General features: G+C 34.2%; 25 protein-coding genes. 2 read left to right on the top strand and 23 right to left on the bottom strand.

The window, feature by feature from the left end; all coding sequences use genetic code 11:
- Positions 1-60 precede the first annotated feature (60 nt).
- From BLQ56_RS20890 to BLQ56_RS20875, 4 genes are all read right to left on the bottom strand, one after another.
- On the bottom strand, positions 61-408 hold the full coding sequence (locus BLQ56_RS20890; RefSeq protein ID WP_090859238.1) for an STAS domain-containing protein: 348 nt from the start codon (positions 406-408) through the stop codon (positions 61-63).
- Positions 395-802, bottom strand: coding sequence for an ATP-binding protein (locus BLQ56_RS20885; protein ID WP_175490409.1), 408 nt, complete (start codon positions 800-802; stop codon positions 395-397). Before BLQ56_RS20885 ends, BLQ56_RS20890 begins: the two co-directional genes overlap by 14 nt.
- 281 nt (positions 803-1,083) lie before the next feature.
- A complete protein-coding gene (locus BLQ56_RS20880) occupies positions 1,084-1,767 on the bottom strand; it encodes a response regulator (RefSeq protein ID WP_090859234.1) in 684 nt (227 codons plus the stop codon).
- A gap of 66 nt (positions 1,768-1,833) precedes the next feature.
- Complete coding sequence (locus tag BLQ56_RS20875; protein WP_090859232.1) at positions 1,834-2,979, bottom strand: sensor histidine kinase; 1,146 nt, start codon at positions 2,977-2,979, stop codon at positions 1,834-1,836.
- A gap of 198 nt (positions 2,980-3,177) precedes the next feature.
- Here BLQ56_RS20875 and BLQ56_RS20870 point away from each other — a divergent pair, with 198 nt between their 5' ends.
- Positions 3,178-3,810 (top strand): YigZ family protein, encoded by a 633-nt coding sequence (locus tag BLQ56_RS20870; RefSeq protein WP_090859230.1) that lies wholly within the window; start codon positions 3,178-3,180, stop codon positions 3,808-3,810.
- Between the two features lie 38 nt (positions 3,811-3,848).
- Here the strand turns inward: BLQ56_RS20870 and BLQ56_RS20865 are convergent, their stop codons facing one another.
- The 10 genes from BLQ56_RS20865 to BLQ56_RS20820 form a co-directional block, all read right to left on the bottom strand.
- A complete protein-coding gene (locus BLQ56_RS20865) occupies positions 3,849-4,946 on the bottom strand; it encodes a glycosyltransferase family 4 protein (RefSeq protein ID WP_090859228.1) in 1,098 nt (365 codons plus the stop codon).
- A 532-nt stretch (positions 4,947-5,478) separates the two neighbouring features.
- The gene (locus BLQ56_RS20860; protein WP_090859226.1) at positions 5,479-7,569 is read right to left on the bottom strand and encodes an LTA synthase family protein; all 2,091 of its coding nucleotides are present in this window, start codon (positions 7,567-7,569) and stop codon (positions 5,479-5,481) included.
- A 163-nt stretch (positions 7,570-7,732) separates the two neighbouring features.
- Positions 7,733-8,575 (bottom strand): dTDP-4-dehydrorhamnose reductase, encoded by an 843-nt coding sequence (gene rfbD, locus BLQ56_RS20855; RefSeq protein WP_090859224.1) that lies wholly within the window; start codon positions 8,573-8,575, stop codon positions 7,733-7,735.
- Entirely contained in the window at positions 8,575-9,597 is a 1,023-nt protein-coding gene (gene rfbB / locus BLQ56_RS20850; protein WP_090859222.1) for a dTDP-glucose 4,6-dehydratase, read from the bottom strand. Before rfbB ends, rfbD begins: the two co-directional genes overlap by 1 nt.
- Before the next feature lie 11 nt (positions 9,598-9,608).
- Positions 9,609-10,166, bottom strand: coding sequence for a dTDP-4-dehydrorhamnose 3,5-epimerase (gene rfbC, locus BLQ56_RS20845; RefSeq protein WP_090859220.1), 558 nt, complete (start codon positions 10,164-10,166; stop codon positions 9,609-9,611).
- A 15-nt stretch (positions 10,167-10,181) separates the two neighbouring features.
- On the bottom strand, positions 10,182-11,060 hold the full coding sequence (gene rfbA, locus BLQ56_RS20840) for a glucose-1-phosphate thymidylyltransferase RfbA (protein ID WP_090859218.1): 879 nt from the start codon (positions 11,058-11,060) through the stop codon (positions 10,182-10,184).
- 117 nt (positions 11,061-11,177) lie between these two features.
- Positions 11,178-11,897, bottom strand: coding sequence for a glycosyltransferase family 2 protein (locus tag BLQ56_RS20835; RefSeq protein WP_204381094.1), 720 nt, complete (start codon positions 11,895-11,897; stop codon positions 11,178-11,180).
- A gap of 12 nt (positions 11,898-11,909) precedes the next feature.
- Positions 11,910-12,743 (bottom strand): glycosyltransferase, encoded by an 834-nt coding sequence (locus BLQ56_RS20830; protein ID WP_090859216.1) that lies wholly within the window; start codon positions 12,741-12,743, stop codon positions 11,910-11,912.
- A gap of 5 nt (positions 12,744-12,748) precedes the next feature.
- A complete protein-coding gene (locus tag BLQ56_RS20825; protein WP_090859214.1) occupies positions 12,749-14,098 on the bottom strand; it encodes an O-antigen ligase family protein in 1,350 nt (449 codons plus the stop codon).
- A gap of 40 nt (positions 14,099-14,138) precedes the next feature.
- The gene (locus BLQ56_RS20820; protein WP_090859211.1) at positions 14,139-14,924 is read right to left on the bottom strand and encodes a glycosyltransferase family 2 protein; all 786 of its coding nucleotides are present in this window, start codon (positions 14,922-14,924) and stop codon (positions 14,139-14,141) included.
- Positions 14,925-15,234: 310 nt separating this feature from the next.
- Here BLQ56_RS20820 and BLQ56_RS20815 point away from each other — a divergent pair, with 310 nt between their 5' ends.
- Positions 15,235-16,224, top strand: coding sequence for an LCP family glycopolymer transferase (locus tag BLQ56_RS20815; protein WP_090859208.1), 990 nt, complete (start codon positions 15,235-15,237; stop codon positions 16,222-16,224).
- Positions 16,225-16,651: 427 nt separating this feature from the next.
- Here the strand turns inward: BLQ56_RS20815 and BLQ56_RS20810 are convergent, their stop codons facing one another.
- The 9 genes from BLQ56_RS20810 to BLQ56_RS20770 all read right to left on the bottom strand — a co-directional run bounded on the left by BLQ56_RS20810 (position 16,652) and on the right by BLQ56_RS20770 (position 25,940).
- On the bottom strand, positions 16,652-18,091 hold the full coding sequence (locus BLQ56_RS20810; RefSeq protein WP_090859206.1) for an oligosaccharide flippase family protein: 1,440 nt from the start codon (positions 18,089-18,091) through the stop codon (positions 16,652-16,654).
- 34 nt (positions 18,092-18,125) lie between these two features.
- On the bottom strand, positions 18,126-19,007 hold the full coding sequence (locus BLQ56_RS20805; RefSeq protein WP_090859204.1) for a glycosyltransferase family 2 protein: 882 nt from the start codon (positions 19,005-19,007) through the stop codon (positions 18,126-18,128).
- A 32-nt stretch (positions 19,008-19,039) separates the two neighbouring features.
- Positions 19,040-19,858 (bottom strand): glycosyltransferase family 2 protein, encoded by an 819-nt coding sequence (locus BLQ56_RS20800; protein ID WP_090859202.1) that lies wholly within the window; start codon positions 19,856-19,858, stop codon positions 19,040-19,042.
- 165 nt (positions 19,859-20,023) lie between these two features.
- The gene (gene galU, locus BLQ56_RS20795; RefSeq protein WP_090859200.1) at positions 20,024-20,905 is read right to left on the bottom strand and encodes a UTP--glucose-1-phosphate uridylyltransferase GalU; all 882 of its coding nucleotides are present in this window, start codon (positions 20,903-20,905) and stop codon (positions 20,024-20,026) included.
- A 90-nt stretch (positions 20,906-20,995) separates the two neighbouring features.
- Positions 20,996-21,952 carry a glycosyltransferase family 2 protein gene (locus BLQ56_RS20790; RefSeq protein WP_175490407.1) on the bottom strand — a complete coding sequence of 319 codons (957 nt, stop codon included), beginning with the start codon at positions 21,950-21,952 and terminating at the stop codon, positions 20,996-20,998.
- Between the two features lie 137 nt (positions 21,953-22,089).
- Positions 22,090-22,905, bottom strand: a complete 816-nt coding sequence (locus BLQ56_RS20785) for a glycosyltransferase (protein ID WP_090859196.1) — start codon at positions 22,903-22,905, stop codon at positions 22,090-22,092.
- A gap of 47 nt (positions 22,906-22,952) precedes the next feature.
- Entirely contained in the window at positions 22,953-23,846 is an 894-nt protein-coding gene (locus BLQ56_RS20780) for a glycosyltransferase family 2 protein (protein WP_090859194.1), read from the bottom strand.
- Positions 23,840-24,736 (bottom strand): glycosyltransferase family 2 protein, encoded by an 897-nt coding sequence (locus tag BLQ56_RS20775; protein WP_090859193.1) that lies wholly within the window; start codon positions 24,734-24,736, stop codon positions 23,840-23,842. Before BLQ56_RS20775 ends, BLQ56_RS20780 begins: the two co-directional genes overlap by 7 nt.
- The gene (locus BLQ56_RS20770) at positions 24,729-25,940 is read right to left on the bottom strand and encodes a hypothetical protein (protein WP_175490406.1); all 1,212 of its coding nucleotides are present in this window, start codon (positions 25,938-25,940) and stop codon (positions 24,729-24,731) included. Before BLQ56_RS20770 ends, BLQ56_RS20775 begins: the two co-directional genes overlap by 8 nt.
- Between the last annotated feature and the right edge of the window lie 69 nt (positions 25,941-26,009).

The following is a 26,009-nucleotide window of genomic DNA, read 5'->3' as shown; positions in this document are numbered from 1 at the left end:
TAAATTTTTTTCTAAGTGAGGCCTCTCGTTTTGGAGATTAGGAACGTAATTTTTGTTTATTTATTCAGTGATATCTTTAGAATCAAAGTAGTTTATTGCCTCATTTACTGAAGAAAAGAAGGGGATGAAAGTATGGAACTTTACAATTTCAAAAATTTCTCTTAACTCCTCACTAATCTCTACAATCACAAGTTCTTTATTCATTTCCTTAGCTTTCATAGTTGTATCAGCAATAAGACCTAGAGCCGAACTGTTTAGATAGTTTACTTCTTCTAAATCAAGGATGATTCTACTTTTTTGTTGATTTAGGAATTCATTCATTCTTTCTTTGAATCGTTCTAGATTTCTAATGGTAATTTCATTTTCTGGTCTATATATTTGAATATCATTCTTTTTATATGAATTCACTTAGTGACTCCTCCCTCTCTTTTACCATATACAGTTCTGTGTACTCTCCCTGCTGTCTCACTACTACTTTGTCCATAATATGAAACATTAATATTAAACCTCTTCCTCTTAATCCAAGAATAACCTCTTCTTTTTGTATAATTGGAAACATAGAACCTGGTTGAGTCACATAGATTTCGAATGAATCCGCAGTAATATTCCAAGTAACCTGATAAGAATCAAACCCTTCTCGAATACAATGTTCATATGCATTTGTACATGCTTCTTCTGTTACTAGTTGGAGTTGTAAGATATTCTTAAATTGATATCCAAGTTCTTCTGCAATATTTTTTGTGATAAACATTGCTCTTTCAATATCTTCTTCACTTTGAATATTCATTTGGATTGGATTCAATAATACATCTCCTTTGACCATTTATAATTTCACTTTAAATAGAGTTAATGTACTATTGGGTAAAGTATGATCTCTTCACCTTTTTAATCGTATCCTATCTAAATGCTTTAATACATTTGACAAACACTAAAATAGAAAATTTTTTCACTAGATATATTCCTTATATGATTTTCCACAAAAAAAAAATAGGCACAGCTTCCTATTTGATTAGGAAGTCTGTCCTATATTTATTTCTTACTTTATTTAGTTTAGTAGATTACGTTCGTTTCATGATTGGATTATTATCGAACTTCAACCCAACCATTTTTAATGGCAACAACAACCGCTTGTGTACGGTCATTTACATTCATTTTTTGTAAAATATTACTTACATGGTTTTTAACTGTTTTTTCACTGATATAAAGTGAATCTCCAACCCCACGATTACTCTTGCCATCTGCCAGCAATTGAAGAACTTCACATTCACGGCGTGTAAGGATATGTAATGGTCGACGGATTTCGGCCTCCTGAACAAAACCAGGACTAGCATGCCCATGTAAAGCAAGGCGACGATATTCTTTCACTAGATTATGTGTAACTCTAGGATGCAAATAGGACCCACCTTCTGCTACAACCTTTACGGCCTCAACCAATGAATCAGCATCCATTTCCTTTAACAAATAACCACTTGCACCTGTTTTAAGTGCGTGAGTTACATAACTTTCATCATCATGAATGGATAGTATAATGACCTTTGTATCAGGGTAAGCTTCGATTAATCTTTTCGTTGCTTCTATCCCGTTTGTTGTAGGCATATTAATATCCATAATTACAACATCTGGCTTATGCTCCTCAACAAGACCTAAAGCATCTTCCCCGTCATCACCTTCAGCTACTACTTGAAAGCTCGCTTCAAAATCTAAGATTCGTTTTACTCCTTCACGGAATAGTTGGTGATCATCAATAATAATAATACTTGTTTTCATGCTCAAGCCTCCCCATTTCATTTTGACGACTGTACTATAAGTAGTCAATATGTCTTTAGTTATATTTTAATCCTGAATAGGCACTTGGATCATAATGACAGTTCCTGCGCCTTTTTTCGTATCAATGGTGATTTGACCCTCAAGCAGCTCGACTCGTTCTCTCATCCCCATTAGACCAAAAGAATTACGTTTCTTTTCTTTCACATCAAACCCGTCCCCATTATCTTTTACGATGACGGTAACATTTGTTTTTGCAATTTGTACCTTCACTAAAATTTCTTTTGCATTTGCATGCTTTAACGCATTTTGTACAGCCTCTTGAACAAGCCTAAAAAGGGCGACCTCATATTTCAATAATAATCTTTTTTCAATGCCCAAATTGATAAACGTGATATTTGCACTATTATTATATTCTTCGATGGTCTCTAAGTACTTTTTGAGGGTAGGTACTAACCCTAAGTCATCCAGTGCCATTGGTCTTAAGTCATAAATAATTCTTCTAACCTCATACAATGCTGAGCGAACCATGACTCTTAAGTCAGCAATATCCTTAAATCCTTCTTCAGGACCTCTTTCTCGAAACACTTTATCAATTAATTGGGATCGCATCATCACATTTGCAAGCATCTGTGCTGGACCGTCATGGATTTCTCTGGAAAGTCTTTTACGTTCTTCTTCTTGTGCTTCAATAATCTTTAAGCCAAATTCTTGTTTTTGTCTTGCGTCTTCAATTATTGCACCCATTTGCTTAATGTCGCTATTCAAATAATTTAGGACAACAGAAATTTGCCCTACTAAGTGCTCGGCTCTGTCAATTGTTTCTTGGACTCCGAGAAGACGTCTTTCAATATCGTCTCTTCGTTCTCTTAATTGCTTTTCTTTTTGTTGGACCATTGATAATTCCATCTGAAGCCCGTGTGCCCTTTCATACGCACTACGGATTTGATCCTCAGAGAATTCATTGAAATTACCACTTACCTCTGACAATCGATTTCGGGCAAGCCTAGCCTGAACCTCTAGCTTGTCCCCTTCACTGATAACTGTGAGTACCTGACGCTGAATCTCTTTAAGCTCATCAGCCAATGTCTCAAATTCTTGTCGTGATTGTTCTCCTATAAGAAAGATTTCATCTTTGCTATGGTCGACGGTTTCAATCATTTTTTCAACGATTTTATCCACCATTTTTGTATCAATCATTCTTTTTGTCGGCATTGTAACACTTCCAGTTCAGAATTGATTTTATCTATATGAAATAATTAAGTTTCTAGATTCAAACTCGTTTTCCCAGACTTTAAGGTTGCTGTAAGAAATAGAGCGTTTTATAATGAGGGAATGAATGAGACATTCCTTTAATCTTATTAGTATGTATAAATTTTACTTTTCTCATGTAAATGGAGGTGTATTTCCAACTTGCTTTCTTCCTATTATACAGTAAAAGGCAATGGAGAACATGAAATAAATATACAAAAATCACGATTTATCGCATCAATCAATCGTGTAACAACTGAATCTGAAGCACAAAGCTTTATCCAGCAAATTAAAAAACAGCACAGTAGTGCTAACCACAATTGTTCTGCCTATTTAATTGGCGAACATGATCAAATCCAAAAGGCAAATGATGATGGAGAGCCAAGTGGAACTGCTGGAGTCCCAATGCTAGAAGTTCTTAAAAAGAAGCAACTTAAAGATACAGTTGTTGTTGTCACTAGATATTTCGGGGGTATCAAACTAGGAGCTGGTGGCTTAATTCGTGCATATGGTAAGGCTACATCAGAGGGACTATTAGCAACAGGAATCGTTGAACGCAAACTGATGAAAGTCGTTCATACAAAGATTGACTATACATGGCTTGGGAAGGTTGAAAATGACTTAAGATCCTCTATTTATGAAATTAAGGAAATTCACTATCTTGAGGATGTTGAAGTTGAAGTGTACGTTAAAGAAGATGAAGTTGCAGCATTTTGTGATTGGATGACAGAACTCACTAATGGTAAATGTGAATTAACCGAGGGAATCGTTATTTATTTGGAACAGGATATATAATATCAAAGAGAAAACACCTCGTTTTGAGGTGTTTTCTTTTATAGTTTGTCTCTTAAGTTTTCTGGACGCAAACCATTTATTAAGTTCAATAATGGTCGATAATCTTCTCGAATTAAGCCGATTTTCTCTACAATAATCTCTAGTCCAATAATAATCACTAGTAAAATAATCATTGAAACCCAAAGAGTAGAGATTGTGAACATAAATGCAGCTAAACTTAAAACTGCACTCATTGCATAAATCAGTAAAACCGATTGTTTGTGAGAATAACCAATTCTTAATAAACAATGGTGTAAATGTGATTTGTCTGGCGATGATAGAGGCTGTTTATTAACAACTCTTCGTATAATCGCAAAGACAGTATCGGAGATTGGTACCCCTAAGATCAAAACAGGAATAACAAATGAAATAAATGTTAAGTTTTTGAAACCTAGAAGAGACAGTACGCCAATCATAAATCCTAAAAATAATGCTCCTGTATCTCCCATGAAGATTTTGGCAGGGTAAAAGTTAAATACCAGAAATCCTAATGTGGATACGGCAAGAATTAATGCCATAACCATTACATATGGATTCCCCATTAGCAATGCCATTCCAGCAATTGAAAGTAAAGCAATTGTGGAAACACCACCAGCTAATCCATCTAAACCATCAATTAGGTTAATAGCATTTGTAATCCCAATAATCCATAACATCGTAAATGGAATACTAAGAATTCCAAAGTCAATTTGACCTCCAAATGGTAAGTTAACGAATTCAACCTGCATATCACCAATAACAACTACTACAAACGCTGCAGCAACTTGACCTAGTAATTTTATCTTTGGAGAAATTTCCTTCACATCATCAAAAATTCCTGTCAAAATGATAATGATGCTTCCAATAATAATCGACACATGAATTGTTTTACTCTGAAGCAGAATAGGTAACTGATAGTTATCCCCTGGTTGTAATACAATTACTCCAAAAATAAAACTTAAAAATATAGCTAGGCCGCCTAATCGTGGCATAACCTTTGCATGTACTTTTCGTTGATTAGGTTTGTCTGTCGCACCTATTTGGAAAGCCAATTTCTTAACGAGAGGTGTTAAAAATAACCCTAACAGAAAACATAAAGCTAAAACTGCGTAAAACATATATGGCCCCTCCATATGAATATCTTTTACCTTTTTTCTTATAAGAATAAGTGTAAATTTTTTTTTGTTTAAATTAGTTTGACGATGTATAACGTGGACAATATGTTCAAATACTATATGGATTATATCACAGTGAATTTATTTTAAGAACTAATTTATTTTTTAATCAGATTTCACCGTAATTATTCATGAAAATCCTATATTTTCAACACTTAGGTAATAATACTTTAATAAAGGGTTATTGGGAAGAGTTTTTTTTCCTACCCTCTGGAAAGGAAATATCCTACTATTAGACGATTTACTTAGGAAAAAGTTTCATAATAGTAATTTTGACCCGAGATATGGTAGATGATTTCCACTCCAGGTGCGATCTTTCCGCGGGGCAGCCGATGAGCCTCCTCGTCGCAAGCTCCTGTGGGGTCTCATTCTGTCTGCACATCCCGCAGGAGTCTCGCACCTTCCGTTCCAATCAATTAATCTTATAAGTATTTGGTGTTTTGAAAAAAGAGCATAATAATTTATGCTCTTCTTGTTAGTTACTATCAAAGAGGTACGGAAGACTATATTGCTTCCCTACCAGTAAGTCATACTGAATTAATTTATATTCTTCCAATAGCTCTTCTTGTTCCGCTGTACCTTTTTCAACAATTTCATTCTGATTGTTTATCTTCACTTGATCTTTGATTGCTGGAAAATGATCTCTTAGATGATCTAAAAAAGTATAAAATGCTGGTTTTTCCATGCCTGCTAATTCATAGGTAATAGGACCGAGATAAAACGGACTCATCGTATTTAAACTTTTATTCTCAATTTCAAAATTCGAATAAATCAGCAGTGGTGTTTCTGAAAATGCAATCATATTTCGGTTTGGATCTTCATCTCCAAAACCTGCTTCTTTATAGATTCCTTGATCTTGTCCTAATATAGGTAAATGATCCCCCCAGAAAACAACCATTGTAGGCTCACTTAGTTCTTCTAATTCCTGCACTAAGTATTTTAATGCCTCGTCAGACTGTCTTATTCCCTCTGTAAAGACCTCTAGTGTTTTAGTAGACTCCTCAGATAATCCTGATATTTTAATTTTATTTTCCTCATATGCTCCTTGATTGTATGGCATATGATTTTGCATGGTGATGGTGTGAATAAACATGGGTTCTTCAGACTCTCTCAAAGAAGCAAGGATCTCTTTTGAGACAGATTCATCTGAAATGACCGACCCTGATGTTCCAGCTCTTTCTTGATAGTTCATTGTTTCCACATCTAAGAATTGATCAAAGCCAAAAACATCAAAAACCACATTTCGTTTGTAAAATACACGATTAAAAGGATGGATAGCAAGTGCACCATACCCTTTGTTCTTCAAGTCACTAACGATACTTGGCACAAACGATTTTTTATCAATCATTTCTTGATAAGGGACAGACCCTCTTTTCAGAAAAGAAACTGAAAAGCCTGTTAGCGCCTCAAATTCAACATTTGCTGTCGCACCACCAAAAGCAGGTGAGAGTATTTGTCCTGAAGGCTTCTCTTCACTTAATGCCCTAATGGTTTCTAAAGGGTCTTCACTAAATTCAACGTTTTCATTCGCTAATTTCGATGGATCCCAAAATGATTCGCTCATGATATAAACAATATTAGGTGACTTCTCTGATGAAAGTGGTCCAATATCACTTGCTTGATTTTGATTTTGATATTTCTCTGCAATTTCTATGATTCGCTCTTTACTATAGTTTTCTGGCTTTGGAAAATTACCTGACTGCAAATTTGAGATAAATCCAAATACAAATCCATTATGGTTATAGTTTGATAGTTGATTCCATAAAACAATGGTAATATTAGACTCTTTAATAAACTCCTTCATAAATGTCTTCGGGAAAAAAGTCATTGAATAGATCATAGCCACCATAACAATTAGAAGAATACCTCGTCCCCAGTATGATACCGATACTCTCGGTAAATATTTAAGAAGGATGAAAAATAGAACGATTAGTATACCGAACACGAAGATGATGGTCATTGATAGATAACCCGCTATCATTGGAATCACTTCTTGGAGTTGGATCATTTGTTTAAAATCGGAAGGATATAAAGGCTCACTTCGTAAAGAAAGCTTGTTATAATGCGCATATCCTATTGTTAATAGAAAAATCGAAGTAATTAACGTACTACTATAAATCTCACCAATGATTGCATAGCAGAGAAGATAGAGAAACCAAATAAACAATACTCCCACTAAAAATTTTCTCGTATCGTCTTGAATCCATTGAAAGGTTTCAGTCATTGAACCAAGCTTTTGGAAGTATTGAAGATAAAACCCAACGATAAAAGAAAAGACGATAGATAAGGTGAAAATATAAAGGTATTTCAAAACACTAACGACCTTTGGATGGTCTACTTTTATTTTCGCTAATACTTTTTGTTGAAATCTACTTGATAATAATAAGCTGGTGAATACTGTAAAATAAATAATCGTAAATCTTTTCGTATAAATATGAATCCATTCAAATATGGAATCGACCCTAAATCCACTAGTCATCCATTTATATAAAAACAATATGATAAATGCAGTAATTGAATTAATGATAATGAGTAAAAACCACTCTCTTATCTTTTGTACCCTCATTAGCTTCCCCCTATGTAAATTTAAAGTAAATATTATTACAAATATACCTTATATTTAGCAACAAGCCAAATCATAGAAAAGCTCAAGCACCTTGCTCATTCATTCTGTAACCTACCATCCCAACAAAAAAACTGACACAGGTTCTGTGTCAGTTTTTCTGTCTTTATGATAACTCTTTTAAATAGCTTGCTAATGCTTCTTTCCAATCTCTTAGCGGTGTAAAGTTCTGTTCGGTAATCTTTGTTTTATCTAGGACAGAATATTTTGGTCTTGCAGCTGGTCTTGGAAACTGCTCTGTTGTTAAAGGGTTAACCTTAACCTCAAGGCCAGCTTGCTTGAAGATCTCCTCTGCAAAATCAAACCATGAACAAACACCATCGTTTGTGGCATGATAGATACCATACTTATCTGACTCAACTAATTCTACTAAAAAGTTCGCTAAATCAACTGTATAAGTTGGTGATCCAATTTGATCATGAACAACTCCTAATTCACCGCGTTCTTTTCCAAGCTTCAGCATTGTTTTTACAAAATTATTGCCATTTATGCCAAATACCCATGCCGTACGGACGATAAAGAATTTATCAAGGATCTCACTAGTAAATTCTTCACCAGCAAGCTTTGTTTCACCATATACACCTAACGGGTTGGTAGGCTCATCAACTTTATAAGGTGTTTCAGCCGTTCCATTGAATACATAATCAGTACTAACATAGACCATTTTAGCATCTACACTTTTTGCTGCTTGTGCTAAATACTTTGCACCTAATGCATTTACTTCGTAAGCCGTGTCTTTATCTTGTTCGGCACCATCCACATTCGTATATGCTGCACAATGGATGATTGCGTCTGGTTTTATTTCAGCAATTAACGATTTGACATCTGCCTCATTCGTTATATCTAATTGCTCACGTTCCACTCCATGCACTTCATGGTTTCTTGATCCAAGTGACTTTACAACATCATGCCCTAGTTGACCTCGCACACCAGTTACAAGTACGATCATTACTCTACCTCTAATCTATCCGCATATTGGGACTTGAAGTAGTCTTGGTACTCTCCAGAAATGATATTCTCCCACCATTCTTGGTTATTTAAATACCATTGAATGGTTTGTTCAATTCCTGTATCAAAAGTATATTTAGGTGCCCAACCAAGTTCAGTCGTTAGTTTTGTTGCATCAATTGCATAACGGCGGTCATGACCTGGACGATCCTTTACATATTTAATAAGAGACTCAGGCTTACCTAATTGAGCTAAAATTGTTTTTACGATTTCCACATTTGTACGTTCATTGTTTCCGCCCACATTGTACACTTCACCGTTTCGACCTTTGTGAAGAACAAGGTCAATTGCTTGGCAATGATCTTCTACATGAAGCCAATCACGGATATTCAATCCGTCACCATAAACAGGTAGCTCTTTGTCATTTAAAGCATTGATAATCATTAACGGAATAAGCTTTTCTGGAAAGTGAAATGGACCATAATTATTTGAGCATCTAGTGATATTAACAGGCAAATCAAATGTCTCATGATATGCTCTTACTAATAAATCCCCACCTGCTTTACTAGCACTATATGGACTGTTAGGCGCTAATGGCGTTTCTTCTGTAAAATAGCCTGTTTCACCTAGAGTACCATATACTTCATCAGTACTTACTTGAAGATACTTTTTAACAGCAATCTTCTTAGATGCATCTAACAACACTTGTGTTCCAATAACATTCGTCTCTACAAATATTTCTGGATTTGTAATACTGCGGTCTACATGTGATTCAGCAGCAAAATTTAACACATAATCAAATTGTTCTTTCTCAAATAAACGATCGATAAACTCACGATCTGCAATATTGCCTTGAACAAACGTATAGTTGGGCTCATTTTCAATATCCTTAAGATTTTCAAGATTTCCTGCGTATGTAACAAGATCTAAATTAACGATTTGATAATTAGGATATTTTTTAACCATATAGCGCACAAAATTACTTCCAATAAAACCTGCGCCTCCTGTAACTAGTAACTTCATATTGTTTCCTCCTATTTCTCGTACACAAAATTAAGTTTTGACTCTGCTAATGTTGGATGATGCTTATCTTTCTCTGAGAGCACTGGATGATCCGTTGGCCAATCAATTCCTAGAGCCGGATCATTCCAAGCAATTCCACCATCTTGTTCTGGAGAATAGTATTCATCCACTTTATAGGCAACTGTAGTATCTGGCACAATTGTGCAAAAACCATGAGCAAATCCTTTTGGAACAAGAAGCTGACGCTTATTATGTTCGCTTAAAATCACACCAACCCATTGACCATATGTAGGAGAACCCTCTCTTATATCTACAGCCACATCATAAATCGCTCCTGTAATGCATCGAACAAGTTTCGTTTGTGCTTTTGGATTAAGTTGGAAATGCAATCCTCTTAAAGTTCCAACTTGGCTTGATAATGATTGGTTATCTTGAATAAACTCATAGTTTAATCCATGCTCATCAAACAATGCTTTATTATAACTTTCCATAAAATATCCACGGTGATCACCGAATACTTTAGGTTCTAAAATCTTTACACCTGAAAGTTTTGTATCAATAACGTTCATTTATCATTTTCCCCCTTAGAATATTCGCTCTTGGCTTGCTACTTTCACTAGATATTGTCCATATTGATTTTTCATTAAAGGTTCAGCAAGTGTTAATAGCTTCTCTTTTGTTATGTACCCTTTTTTATAGGCGATTTCTTCTAGACAAGCAATTTTTAAAGATTGACGTTTCTCGACCGTTTCAATAAATTGAGAAGCTTCTAGTAATGATTCATGTGTTCCTGTATCTAACCATGCAAAACCACGCCCAAGTAATTCTACATTAAGCTCGCCCAATTCTAAGTATTTTTTATTAATATCCGTGATTTCTAACTCACCACGATCTGATGGTTTAATATTTTTAGCAATCTCGATTACTCGATTGTCATAGAAATATAAGCCTGTAACAGCATAGTTTGATTTAGGCGTCTTCGGTTTTTCTTCTATCGAAACAGCCTTGCCATTTTCATCGAATTCAACTACGCCGAAACGTTCTGGATCATTTACATAATAACCAAAAACAGTCGCTCCATTTGGGCGAGAGGCAGCTTTATTTAGTAATTCTGTAAGACCATGCCCATAAAAGATATTGTCGCCAAGTACAAGTGCAACATCATCATTTCCTATAAACTCTTCCCCGATGATAAATGCTTGAGCTAGTCCACCTGGATCTGGTTGTACTTTATAAGAAAAGTTAAGTCCAAGATCTGATCCATCTCCTAGAATTTGTTCAAAACGCCCAATATCCTGTGGCGTAGAAATGATTAAAATATCTTTAATTCCCGCTAGCATTAATACTGATATTGGGTAAAAAATCATTGGTTTATCATATACAGGTAGTAATTGTTTAGATACAACTTTTGTAAGAGGGTATAATCTTGTCCCACTACCACCAGCTAATATAATTCCTTTCATTACAAACAACTCCTTTTATGTTTACTCTATAAAATACAAAAACTGACAAAAACCTTCCTTTTTCATTATAAAGAAGAAGGTCAGTTCTGACAAACACTTCTACCAACCAAAATAAGATTATTGCTTATTTCGGTAGCTAGCAAGTGCAGTTATGGTTCGAATTCTACCAGATAATTGATCCTTTACTGAGCGTTTTGTAATTGCTGTTGCATTACCACCGTGACGCACATACTTCATTAAAGGCTCATTAAGGTGGATGATTTTCTTCTTTTTGATCATACAAACGAGTGCAATCCATTGATCATGCATCTCAATCGTCTTTGGAAATGGAATAATCGATGGAACAATGTCGCTTTTAAAAGCCATCATACAACCAGTATATGCGTTCTTAACAACATTCCCTAAAAGTCCTTGGTCTATTGCATTATGGTTATAAGTGTTCCATGAAGAATGAATCATTTCTAGCTTTCCATCTACCACTTCTGCATCATGTACAACAAGCGTAGGATTTTGACTTTCAAATGTCGCTAAAACACTCTGTACCTTCATATCTTCCCAAATATCATCTTGATCGCAAAGAAATATAATGTCCCCTTGGGCTAAAGAGATAGCTTTCTCAAAGCTTTTTATTACTCCAAAGTTCGATTGATTAACAAAAAGCTGAACACGTTGATCTGATTCATATTTCTCTTTAATGACGTTAACTGTTTGGTCCTTTGAACAATCATCAACAATAATGACTTCATCATCACTACGAAGCTGTTTAAGAACGGATTCCAGTTGTCGTATAATAAATCCCTCTCCGTTGTAGGTAGCCATACAAACCGATACTTTCATGTTATATCCTCCCTACATTGTGAAAATTTGACGAATTGTATAGAAAGCGATTTTCTTATTTTTTACTGTTACCACTTGTTTTATGATTCTTTTAAGCAACTGAATTCTATAGGCACTATACAGTTCTCTTTTATACTTTTTATAGAAGAGAACCTCAGAATCCAGAATACTTTTATAGCGGCTCAAAGATACATTTCGATAATCCATTACAGAAAGGTCATGTTCCAGTGTTACGTTTAATACGTTAACCTTGAATCCTTTCGCATAAATCTCATGAAACAGCCAATGATCTAAGTAATCGAGTGGAAATTCAAGATTAAATCCTTCTATCTTATTTAAAAAAGACACTCGAATAAGAGAACCAGAGTTAATCGCCATCACAGGCTTTGCTTGGGTACCTTCAGTTGGCCGTTCAGCTAACAAGGGGCGTAGCTTCCCAGTATAAAGTGGAGAAATGATTGTATCAGCATTCTTAATCATTGGTACGATTGCTGCCACTTCATCATCAACACAATCCACCTTAAGAACCTCTTCAATATACTCCTGAGTTACTTTTGTATCATGATCAAATAATAATAACCACTCACTTTGATTTTCTACTGCCTTATTCCAAGCAAAATTATAAGCAGTTGCAATACCAAGGTTTCTTTGGTCATGAATGTAAGATAGCTTCACACCTTCTAAAAGATCCTGCTCAACCTTCTGTTTCTCTGGACTATGGTCGTACAAGATAACCTCGATCTCTTTCAAGTTCATATTAGTAGGGTTTAATGCCTGTTTTAATGATTCTATTGTTTTACATGTATGAATATCTTGTTTATAGATCACAATTACAATTGTTTTCATTGATATCACTCTCTACCTCGAGACATAAGGAATTGCTCTTTCCTATTTTGTGAAATTATTAATGCGATGAGAAAAAAGCTAATCCCAATTGGGTTGTTGATAAAAGGATTTATGTTCGTTAATAACAATAATCCCATAAAAGCTGACATGATCGAAATGTCCAATGTGTTTAACTTTTCTCCACGTTTATAAATATAGTAATAATTATAAAAGACTAGGAAAAACAGATAAAACCAGATGAATAAACCAATAAGACCTTGTTCAACAAGGATATCAAGGAAACTCATTTCAATACCATTCAAACGCCCATCAATCTCCATCCCATACCCAGTTCCAAATACAAAGACTGCCGGGCTACTTAATAAGATATCTTTCGAGGCAATGATAAAATCAATACGTGCATTCACACTAATGTCATTTATCTCTTCACCAGCAGGCTCCTCAACAACATCAGGAGTTACAGGAATAGGTTCTTCTTGGAATCTCTCTAAAGTCATATATTGATAGGAAAATGGAACAGAGATAAATACTAGGATAAGGATGACTAGCTTCTTTAAGTACATCTTCGATTGCGCTAACTTTTTAAATTTTTGTTGAATTCCTTTTACCGGATCGGTCATTACCTTTGTATCAAGGATGATGATCATCAATACACTAATCATAAATGCTAACAGAAAGCCCCTTGTTTCTGACCATACTGCTGAGGTAGAACAAAAGATTAAATTAGCAATATCAACTTTTGTATACTTCTTATTTAAGACAGAATTTAGTGAAAGTACCAACCCAATTACTACAAATAAATGACTCTTGTAAAACACACTATTACTCGGTCTGAAGAACAGATCATCATTCATAATCCAATTCATAAAGTCATAAAAAGGTTTAAAATCCTCTCCACCAAAAATAGTTTTACCTAAAAGAGAGATGGTAATGGTAAAGAGTGCAACAGCTAATGCACTACCTTTTAGCAGTGTAATAATTCTTTTTACTGTAAACCTCTGGCTTGAAATATAATATGCAAGTGGGAAATAGAGTATAAAATAGGACACTCTGAAAAAGTCCATGACAATAATTGATAATGGATGTCCATTAATAAAGCCAAGAATGGCACTAACCGCAAACCAACCGATGATTAAATAAATACCAATGGTTACTGGTGTGAAACGATAAAACGTATTAATCTCTTTATTAAAAAAGGCTTTTAGTTTTACGATGCGAACAACATATACAACAAATAAAAGTAAGAAGAGCACTTGGCGTATAGAAACTACTCCAAAGTCGATTAACCTTCCTCCGCCACCAACAAACACTTCAATAAATAAGAGTGTTAGTAATATTTTCTCAAATTTATTCACAATAATCCCCCGTTATCCAAGTAAAAGTAATGAAATGACATTAAAAAAGTTTCCAGCCCCATTTATTGAAGTACTTATACATCGACTTTAAAAAGATTTTAAAGAGCTTTGAATTTTTATGAGAACCTCTCTCATAGTAATGAACAACACTGGAAAACGGTGTATATACCACTTTTTTATTTCTCTTTTCTAATTCCAAGCATAAATCTGTATCTTCAAAATACATAAAGTAACGTTCATCAAATCCCTTAATCTCTTTAAAATCAGTTCCTCTGATTAACATGAAGCACCCGGAAACCATTCGGATTTCTATATTTCGATCATCCGGAACATTTCGACATTCATAAGTTTCCAGACGTTTCGCAAACATTGTTTTAATAAATTTAAATGGCATAAAACGAAGCCAGTAATCAAATACTGTCACTCGTTTCCTCATTAAATGTTGAACACTACCATCAGGATTTAATACTTTAGGTGCTAGCAACGAGATTGTAGGATCCTGCTCCATCACATCTAACATCCTTAATAAGTTTTCTTTCTCTAAAATAATGTCTGGATTAAAGATTAAGAAATAGTCTTCCGTAGCGATTAAAAGATTATGGTTGTGCCCAAAACCAAAGCCATTGTTTTCATGATAAAAAGTAATCTTTGCGAAATTCTCGTATTCTTTTAACTGCTCTTTATAAGTATCTGTAGAATTATTGTCAAAGATGAAAAAATGAAATCTGTTATCTTGTTCAAATTCTTTCCTTAAATGATCTAACACTTTAAATATATGTGTACTATTATAAGTGACAATGCTTATCGCAACTGTAGTATTACTCAAAGTTCTCACACTCTTTCATTGAACATAAATTTCCTTCATAAAGATATTTCCTACAAAGGGATATTATATCGTATCAACCATTTATTTGTATACCTGATTAATACTTTTCCATATAAATGTAAATCAAAAATTAAATTTGATGTATTTTTTCCGCTATTCTTCATATATAATATATGATGGATTCACATATTATACGTGCTCGATTTACATTTTTCGACGATTCTCTATATTTACTATATTTTTTTTGTTATAATAAACGTTTCATAAGTTTCTTAAATTACTATTCTTCTAATAGGAAGGGATATTGTATATGAATAATACTAGAATTAGAAAAAAGAAAAAAAGAGTGAAGCTTCGCCGATTTTTTCTTTTAGTCTTTTTGATTTTGATAAGTGGTGTAGGTGTTTATAGTTATAATGTATATAGTCATATAGTTAATGCTGTGGATAATATGCATCAGCCAATTGATCGAGATAAATCAGCTAAGCGTGAAGAGCGTGTAGAATTTGAGGCAACAGAGCCACTATCAATTTTAGTAGTCGGAGTTGATGAAAGAGACGGAGATTTTGGACGAACTGACTCTATGTTAGTTGTTACCATTAATCCAAAAACAAAGTCAACGAAGATTTTGAGTATACCACGTGATACTAGAACTGAAGTTGTTGATTCTGAAGAACCTAGTAATTCGTTTATGACCAAAATTAATCATGCCTATGCCTACGGTGGAATTGAAATGACAATTGACACGGTTGAGAATTTCCTAAACGTACCAATTGATTATTATACAGAAGTGAACATGAAAGGCTTTAAAGATATTGTAGACGCAGTCGGAGGAATTAATGTTAACAATCAGTACGCCTTCGAATTAGATGGGGTAACACTTGAGGCAGGACAGCAGCATTTAGATGGAGAAGAAGCTCTCCAATATGCTCGAATGAGGAAAGAAGATCCTCTTGGAGACTTTGGACGTCAAGCAAGGCAGCGAGAAGTATTATCCAAGGTAATCAACAAAGGAAAATCCCTTTCAACCCTTACAAACTATGATGATGTTTTAGAAGCACTTCAAGAAAATGTAAAAACCAACTTAACATTGGATGAAATAATCGACATCCAACTTGGATATAAATCAGCAATCCAAACGATTGAAAAAATAGAAATCACAGGAGAAGGTACCACTCTATATGATGGAATCTGGTATTTCTTAGTTGATGACGAAACAAGACAGACATTATCAGACGAATTACGAACACATTTAGAATTACCAACAGATGCGGTTGTTAGTATAAATGAATACCAATAATAAGAAAAGCGCAAGCGCCTTGTTCAGCCCCGACAGGCATAAGGCAAAGCACGTAGGAAATCTTGTTTTCCGTAGTGATTTGACTTATGACCCCGAGGGGCTAGGGCTGGAGCTAGACACTAAAACTAAGTATAAATCTTATACTTTCTTACCTTAAAAGTAAAGGTCCCTTCTCTAGGGACCTTTTTTAATATTTAAAAGTACTTTTCTACTAGAGTATTGCTTTAGATTGTTATACTAAAAATAGTTGTACCAAGTTGATTGGAACGTAAGGCGTGTGGCTCCTGCGGGATTTGCAGGCAGGATGAGACCCCGCAGGAGCTTGCGACGAGGAGGCTCATCACCTGCCCCGCGGAAAGCACACGCCTGGAGTGCAAATCAACACACCTGTTAGAAATCGCCTTTCAAAAGTTCACACAAAACAAACCTACCCCTGACTTTTACTTACTCTCCCTTTGATGATTCTAATCACATTAAACACCATAGAATCTTTGATGATAATTAATCCAAGTAAATAAATGAATACACCTACAATGAGTTGAACGACCGTTAATAAAATAGGCGTAATATCCAGGGCATATCCAATCCCTCTTACAGAAGCAAAAACAAGTAGTCCCAAGACTGTGTATTTAAACAAAAGAACTAGGAACTCTTTAAAGTTAAAATACTTCCTTGCAAAATACATCTGTATCAAAGCACCTGTTGCTTCTGCCACCAATAAAGCAATCGTCGTTGCAACGCTCGCAAGCGAATACACTAAAAAGAAGTTCGTAACCAGGCTTAGAACCGCCCCAATTGTGATGGCAATTGAATATTTGTTTTGTTGATTAGTAGAGATTAACACCTGTATCCCGAAAACATTCGCAAGCCCTACAAATAAAATAACCGGACTCATAATAACTAGTAGTGTTGAAACATCCAAAAATTCGTTTCCTAAAAACCAAACGACCAAATTAGGTGCAATGCCCATCATTCCAAACATCATTGGAATAGAGATCAGTAACACAAATTGCAATGTATATTTAATATACTTTTGCATGGCCTCATGATTACCTTTTGAAAATTCAGAAGCCATTCTTGGAAGTAAAACGATTCCTAGTGAGGAGATAACCCCTAACACAATTTTGATAATTTTGTTAGCCTGATTATAATAGCCAACCTCTACTTCCCCTGAAATATTACCAAGGATAATTCTATTAACCAATACATAAACCTGAATCATTAGCTCAGGTAAAAACAAAACTAAAATCGGGGATATATGTGTTTTAATTTCTTTAAGAGTAACTCTTACAAACTTAATTTCTTTTAAAATTGGAACCCACATAATGAGTTGCCCAACTAATAATGTAGCCGCATTTATAATGATATATATTGGCAAATCATCAATCTCTTTGACAAATGTAAAAATTAAAATGATCCCTGTAATTTTCACGAATACATTTCTCAGAGTGATTTTTTTGATTTGCTCTTTTCCGATAAAATACCAAGAGATATCGAAGCTATAAGCTAATAAAGTTAATAAGTGGAGATAGAATAACTCCTTATGCTCTGTGATTGTCATCAAAAAGATAAAATAAGCTGCAAAGTTCAATACAGCAACAATTGACTGGAAGGTAAAAATAGACCAAAATTCTTTCGATGTATCTTGTTGATTTTGCCTCACTGCAATTTGCCGACTACCGTATTTTGGTAAGCTCAGTACAATAAACACAATAAATAATTGAACAATTGATGCTACATATGCATCAATTCCAACCCCTTCTGCCTTTAAAATTCTGGCAATATAAGGGGTTGTAATCAATGGTGTGATCATTAAAAGCACTTGGTATATGACAGTAAATAGATAATTTGAAATTAGTTTGCTCATCTAATGGTTCATACTTTCTGTTCTAATTTTGCTATTAAATATGATTAATAACATAATGTTTCAGCATTTTCACCTTGTTTTTTAGTGTAGCTGGCTTAAAAATAAAACCAAGTTCCTTCATAATGCCTTTTCTCATATGTTTAAAATGATTGGCTTTAACGAATTCTTCAAGCTCAGAATCAATTTGAGGATATCTTTCTAACAATACTTTTCTGGAATCTTGCCTCAACTTCTCTTTTTCTGCTCCAAAGGACACCCCACCAATATGATGTACATATGATCCTTTTGCAACAGCTAGCTTAAAACCTTGGTTTCTTGCTCTCATACACCAATCAGACTCTTCTCCATACCCTCTTTTAAAGGTCGCTGCATCAAAATTTCCTATTTCAGTTAAAGCACTTCGTTTCATATACATGCAATAGCCAATTAGAAGTGGAGAATTCACAAAGTCACTAGTCCTATGCTTTTTATACGAGAGATAGATCTCGTCATATGTAAAGGATTCATTTAACTCCGTATTAGCAGTCGGCAATCCAGAAATAATGCCATAATTACTCATTGGATTAACTGCCGCAATATTCTTATCAGTGTTAGCAACGGCCTTTAATTCACTTAGCCATCTATCCGATACAAGTGTATCACTATTTAACACAATTACATCGTTCTTACTGATTGCGAATCCATTGTTAACATTCGCTGGAAAGCCAAGGTTCGTTTCGTTTCGTACAGCTACAATAAATTCATATTTCTTCGAATACGCCGCTGTTAATTCCTCGATTTTATTGTCTGGACTCTTATCGTCTAGTAAATATAAATTATATGTACCTGTAGGTGTATTTGCTAAAACACTTTCTATACAGTTTTTCGTTTCTTCATATGAATTATAGATCGGAAGTAGGATATCTACTTTTTCCATGATTTCTGCTCCCTATAAAATAAGATTTGTTCCTAAATTGTGTTACGTTGACCCGAGGTTTTGATAATGACCTTATAAGTTAAAAACTGAAGATAACTTTTCAAAGCTGTAGCAAACTGTTTTTCTCTAGAAGCCTTTTCATATACCTCTCTTTGATACATTGCTTTAATTGGTAGTTCAGTTGCAACATCAGGGTGTTTACCAAAGAATTGTTCTAATGCTTCTTTTCCATTCACTTTCTTGCTAATACTATCGTTTTGTTGCTCTACTAAAACCAATGGGGTAGCTAAGTGGCCGATCACATATTTCTCTGCAACTCGTATACAAAAGTCCCAATCTTGGAATCTCATTAGCTTCTCATCGAATAATTCACCTTGGGCAACTTCTTTTTTTATAATAATAGTTTGAGTACTAATAAAGTTACCCTTTTTTAATTGCTTTTCCATTTCATTATGGTCTACTTTTCTGGCTGGAATTGTTTTGGCACCATGGTTGAAATCTAAACTACAAAAACACATATCAATATTCGAATTTTCCTCAAGATAACGCATTTGTTCTTCTAACTTATTAGGTAACCAAATATCGTCACTATCTTGAAATGCAATATAATTACCCTCAGCCATTAATATCCCTGTATTCCTGGCACCATTGGCACCTTTCAATCGGCTGTTAAGAACATATTTTATCCGTTCATCTCTAATCGATTCAACGACTTCTCGTGTCTGATCGGTTGAGAAATCATCAACGATGATTATTTCTAAAGGTGATAACGTTTGGTCCATCACACTTTGAATTGCATCCATGATCATATGTCCACGGTTATAGGTTGGAATCACTACTGATATTGTCAAAAAGCACACTTCCTTTATAAATCAAAACCTTTATTTACTATACTTAACTTTATTTAAAATTACAATTATCTATCGTGAATATACGTAGTTTTTATACTAACTCCAGCCCTCAACAAACAAAAAATCCACCAGTAAGAAAGAGTGGATTTTAAGTGTGAGAAAATTTTAAGATAGACCTTGTTTGTTTTTTAGGACTACGTCATTAAGGTAAGCTAATAAGTCACCTTTTAAATCATCACGTAATAAGGCCATTTCAATTGTTGTTTGAATAAAGCCCATTTTTTCACCTACATCATATCTTGTTCCTTCAAATTCGTAGGCAAATACTTTTTGTAACTGATTTAATTTTTGAATAGCATCAGTTAATTGAATTTCGCCACCAGAACCAATTTCCTGTTGTTCAAGGAAGTTGAAGATTTCAGGTGATAGTACATATCGCCCCATAATGGCTACATTAGAAGGTGGGTTAGATTCAGGCTTCTCAACGAAATTCTGAACTTCATAAAGACGACCATTTTGACTTATTGGATCAATAATTCCATAACGATTTGTATACTGTTCTGGAACGGTCTGGACACCTAGCACTGATGATTGTACTTCATCATAGATGTTAATTAATTGCTTTAATGCCGGAGTTTCTGCACGTACAATATCGTCACCAAGTAAGATTCCGAACGGTTCATTTCCGATGAACTTTCTTGCACACCAAATAGCATGGCCAAGTCCTTTTGGTTCTTTTTGTCTAATATAATGAATGTCAACCTTCGAAGATTGCTGCACTTCTTCTAAGAGCTCATATTTTTGTTTTCTATATAAGTTATCTTCAAGCTCAAATGCGTGATCAAAATGATCTTCAATTGCACGTTTGCCTTTTCCAGTTACAATGATAATGTCTTCAATCCCGGATTCAATCGCTTCTTCAACGATATACTGTATGGTTGGTTTATCAACAATAGGTAGCATTTCCTTTGGCATTGCTTTTGTTGCTGGAAGAAATCTTGTACCAAGGCCTGCTGCTGGTATGATTGCTTTTTTTACTTTTTGCACGCTATACCCTCCCTTAATCCCTTAAGTATGATTAATATATACTATCTTTTAGCCTTTTACACATTAAGTCAATAGTTTCACTTAAATCTATTAATAAAAAATATCTTTTAGCACACTCTTAAGACCATTAGAATACTTATGATATCCAGATAAATTTGTCAACACAATACCTAGCCTCCCGATTTTAGAACTAGGTAGGTTATTACGGAGTTTTACATGTGAATTTTTACCCTTAATTTTCATCAAGTTATTAGTAGGTACCTTATAATCATTTTCGTTCAAAAACGCTTCAACCACATCAAAATCTAAATTGACGCTAGTTTGTTTCTTTTTTGCCTCATTTACTTGTTCCGCTAAATTCCTTTTTTTCGCTCCAAGTTGATTATTGGAGTGCTGGCGGTATTTAATCATATTGTCGTCAATTAATATAATTTCTCCGTCATTCATAGAGGCTACGATCATTGCTACCCATGCATCATGAATCCATTTATTAGGAAAGGGTGTGGTCTTGTTAATAGATTCAGATTTTACCGCCATGGTTGCCCCTGTAATCACATTCTTCTTTAACAATACATCTAAAGAGTTTTTTTGAAAGATATTTTGTTCCTCTTTAGTAAATGGTATAGATTCCCACAGACTATATCCTAATGAAATAAGGTCCTGATTAACCATATCCGCATCTGTAATCACTATAGAAGCATTAGGGGATTCTAAGAATTTTTGCTCCATAACCTGTATTTTCTCTTTTTCCCAAACATCGTCTTGATCTGCAAAAAAGATAAGGTCTCCCGTACACTCAGTTACTGCCTTTTCGAAATTCTTCGTACTTCCTAATTGAGTGAGGTTTTGAAATAATCTCACCTCAAATGGAGCCTCATTTTTGAAATGGTTTATGATCGTAATTGTATTATCGGTGGAGCGATCATCACATATGACCAACTCATCAGGTTTTCTAGTCTGAGCTAAGATACTATTTAATTGTTCCTCAATATATTTTTCGCCATTATAGGTACACATAGCGATTGAAACCGAATATTTATTATTCATGAAATCAATCCTCATTTTTAAAGTTACAAAATAATATTGTTTATAATTATTCACATACTCACAATACGTGTATATGTTTCATATGCCAAGCAGTAAATAGAAAATAGTTATCAACAATATCATTTTTTTCATAGGAATTACTTTCTAAGGAGTGTTTTATAGACGAATCCTCTTAAGGAGTTAGGAAGTAGTCGTACAAAACATCGGATAATGATATTTTTATAAAATGTTGTACGATTAATAAAGTTCATCCTTAAGAATTCTTTTTGCAAGGAAATATCCTTTAACAAGTACTGTATTCCACCGCGTCTTTTATACATCTCACTCCCGGTACGAGCATAAACTAAAATTTCACCTAGATTAACTATTTTATAATTTTGATTTAGCATCCTAACCCATAAATAATAATCTTCATTCCATAAAAATGGCTTGTAGTTTCCTGCATCTAATACTGCTTTCTTTCTAAAGACTACAGTCATATGGTTTAGAGGGTTTCTTGTTTTTGCAAAGTTAAGCACGTCTTGATAACTTAAGGGTACTTTTCTAACATTTGTTACCTCTGTATAGTCTTGATCAAACTCTCCAATCCATGAACCAACTACATCTATGGAAGGATTCTCATTTAAGTAATTAATTTGTCGTTCAAATCTTTCTGGGTGACAGATATCATCACTATCCATCCGGGCAATTATATGATTATTACATTCATTGATTCCAATAGCTAGAGCTGGCCCTAACCCAACATTCTGATCCAACTTAATAAATTTAAATAAATTGGGATAATTTCTTTCATACTTCCCCAATATCTCGGTTAACTCTGTTGTTAATTCTCCGTCTTGGACAATCACTATCTCATTTGGGAGTAATGTTTGGTTAATGATACTTTTAATTGACTCTAATAAAAACTTAGGAGACTCTTTGTAGTATACAGACATTAGAACTGAAAAATTCAAAATTAAACACTCCGTTTTCCTGTTAGCTGATTGAGTTTTTGTAACATTTATATCCCTTTTCCGTCTACCCCTTTGATTCCATGAATTAAGCCTTTTATAATCATTTTTAACCTTAATAAACCTTTTCCAGCAAAGATCGGATAAAAGAAAAATTTAATTGGTAGTAGAATGATATATCTTCTCTTAAAGTTAAAAGGTACATATGATCTAAATAACATTTTTATCGTATTCCTAAACTGATAATAATGTCTCATAGGAGATGGTATCCCTATATTGATTCCTAAAATCTTATGTCTATCATCACCTAGTCTATGAGCCACTTTCACTTTATTTGCAATGTAGGTTGAGTAACCTTTCAGCTTTGCCCTCCAGCACCATTCATAATCAACTAGGTCAATGAAAAGTGACTCTTCCATATAACCAACCTCAGTAAGGGTTTGCTTAGAGATTAATGATCCAGAACTTAAAGTCTCCTGAACCTCAATCACATCTTGTTCTTCACTAGTTGGAATATGATAGACATCTTCCTCGGTCTTATCTCTGTTGTAGGCTAATGGACCAACACACGCCACCTTGAACCCTTGTTTAATAAGCGAATGATATGATTGTATGAGTCCACTGACTGTATCTTCTTTAAGTTTACTGTCTTGATCAAGAAGCAAAAATGCTTCATAGCCATTTTCAATTGCCCATTTAAATCCTTTGTTCTGGGCACTTGCTATCCCTATGTTCTCGCCATTTATTATTGCCTTATTATTAAACCTCTTACTCAAGTTAATAATACCTTGTTGCAGACTCTCATTGGTTGAATTATCAACAATACAAATATGTCCCACCTGATGGATAACAGATTGGAGATTTTCAGTAAATTCATCTAGGTCAGGATTATAAGTTACAAAAATTGCACATACATCTTTATTCATAAAGTTAGCTTCTACCATTTAGTAATACTTCCCTTCTTACCAGAAATCCCATGGATTATACCTTTCAGGATATAATGAAGTCGTTTTGCTCTAGGACCTACCAATAGAGGATATGCAACCAAGTCTATCATACGCTCTACAATGACTCTCACCTTCCAATATAACGGGACATAACTTCTTGTGAATAGAAAAATGCTATTTCTAAATTGGTAGTAATGTCGTAGGGGTGAAGGAATTAATAAATTATAAACACCGAGTATCTTCGTATTTTTTTGACCTACCATATGACCCATTCGAACATTTCTTGTCACGAATGATCGATAACCACTTTCTTTTGCTCTCCAGCACCACTCAAAATCAACTAAGTCAATAAATAACTCCTCTTCCATTAAACCAACAGTTTCTAAAGACTCTGAAGGTATTAACGTTCCAGAACTTATTAAGGCATCTCGTTCATTAAAGTTTTGAAACTCCATCGCTCCTTTATTCAGCAATGGAGTATACACTTCACTTGACTCTTTATTGAATACCTCTGGACCCATACATCCCACTTTTACACCTTTTGATTTAAGGAACAAAATCCCTTTTGAAAGTTCTTCTACAAGAGTAGAAGGTGGGTTGCTATCTTGATCTAATAGTAGAATAAACTCTGCATCTTCTCTTAAAGCTTCCCTTATACCAACATTTTGGGCAAAACCAATTCCCTCATTCTTGTTTAGCGCAATCCATTGAATACTTGAATGATTCTTAATTTCCTCTATCAGCCCGTTATTAACTGGATTTTCACTATTATCAACCACGATAAGCTTTTCGACCTGTTGAATGATGGAGGAAGTGTGATGAATGAGTTCTGATATATTTGGGTTATAACAAACCATAACTGCATATACCCTAATTTTATTAGACATTATTTATTCCTTCTTCTTCTAAAATTTTAACAAGAGAACCCAACACAACAATCACTAAAATATTCATGCTATCAAATATATATGGATTGGTAAGTGCATAAACCAAATATGAAAGATAGATTAGGTAAACCTTCCTATTGCTCCAAAAATAAATGGCAAAAACAAGATTCGTAAGTACAAATAAAATCATGTAAATGACGCCAACTTGATTAAGTATATATATACTTTGAAGCTCGAAGTATATATCTCCAGTATAGTTACGATATTCAGTTTCTACACTTACTGTATTCCCCAAACCTTTTCCAAGTGCAATGGTTAACGGGTTCTCACTCATATCGTCAAGTAGCACAAAAACTTGGTCAAAACGCGTCGGTATAGAGTATTCCAATTTTCTTTTAATCACTTCACTTGAATATAAAAATACCGGGATAACTGTCACTAGTAAAAGAAGTAAAGTAAGGATAGTGGTTATTAATTTCCTTGTTGTATTTTTAAACAGGAATTTTTTTATTCTGAATTGATTGCTCTTGTATTTCTCCCACATAAAAATGAATAAATGATATAAAAAGAAAGCCGCTAGTGCAATTAAAAATGCAAAATTGCCTGCTATTAATGTGCCTATGAATAGGGTTATTGATATCGTGTATTTTAACCATTTAGTATTAATTGCATATAAACTAATAAGAAATGCGATAGGAAGTATTGCATTCCCTTTTATTTGAATTCTATAGAAATAGCCATTATAAGAGTATATATCACCAACACCTAACTCCAACACCCTTCCTCTTATATATGATGGAAAAGTTGGGTCAGAAAAAAAGACAATGTACCCTTCAAATAAAATTAAAAGGATGCTATGAGTCAATCCTAATAAAATAAATATATGAACGAATGCCTTTTTCTTTGGTATAAAGAAAGCTGTTAATAATAAGATTAAGATGATTAAGAATCTTACAGCTAGATTGAAGCTATTTTGCTCAACAAACACCGAATAACAAAATAATACAACCAAGGTAATTATATTAATCAGGTAGAGGTACCTTATGATTTTTCTAGATCTAAAATATTTTCGAAAAATCCAGGGTGAAACAAAAAGGAAGAAGATAAAAAGACTGATCGTTATTGCACCAGAGATAAATGTGAAAGGAAATTGCCTTGTTAAGGCTAGAGCACATATACTAAAGGCAATATACACTAAGCCCATTAGGGCCACACTTTTATTATTAATAAAAAAAACCCCCTTGAAGCACTAAATAGTGTATACAAAGTCTTT

The organism is Litchfieldia salsa, from assembly GCF_900104555.1.
Taxonomy (GTDB): domain Bacteria; phylum Bacillota; class Bacilli; order Bacillales; family Bacillaceae_L; genus Litchfieldia; species Litchfieldia salsa.
Note: the sequence above shows the minus strand (reverse complement) of the source record. Positions and strands in the feature narration are given on the sequence as shown.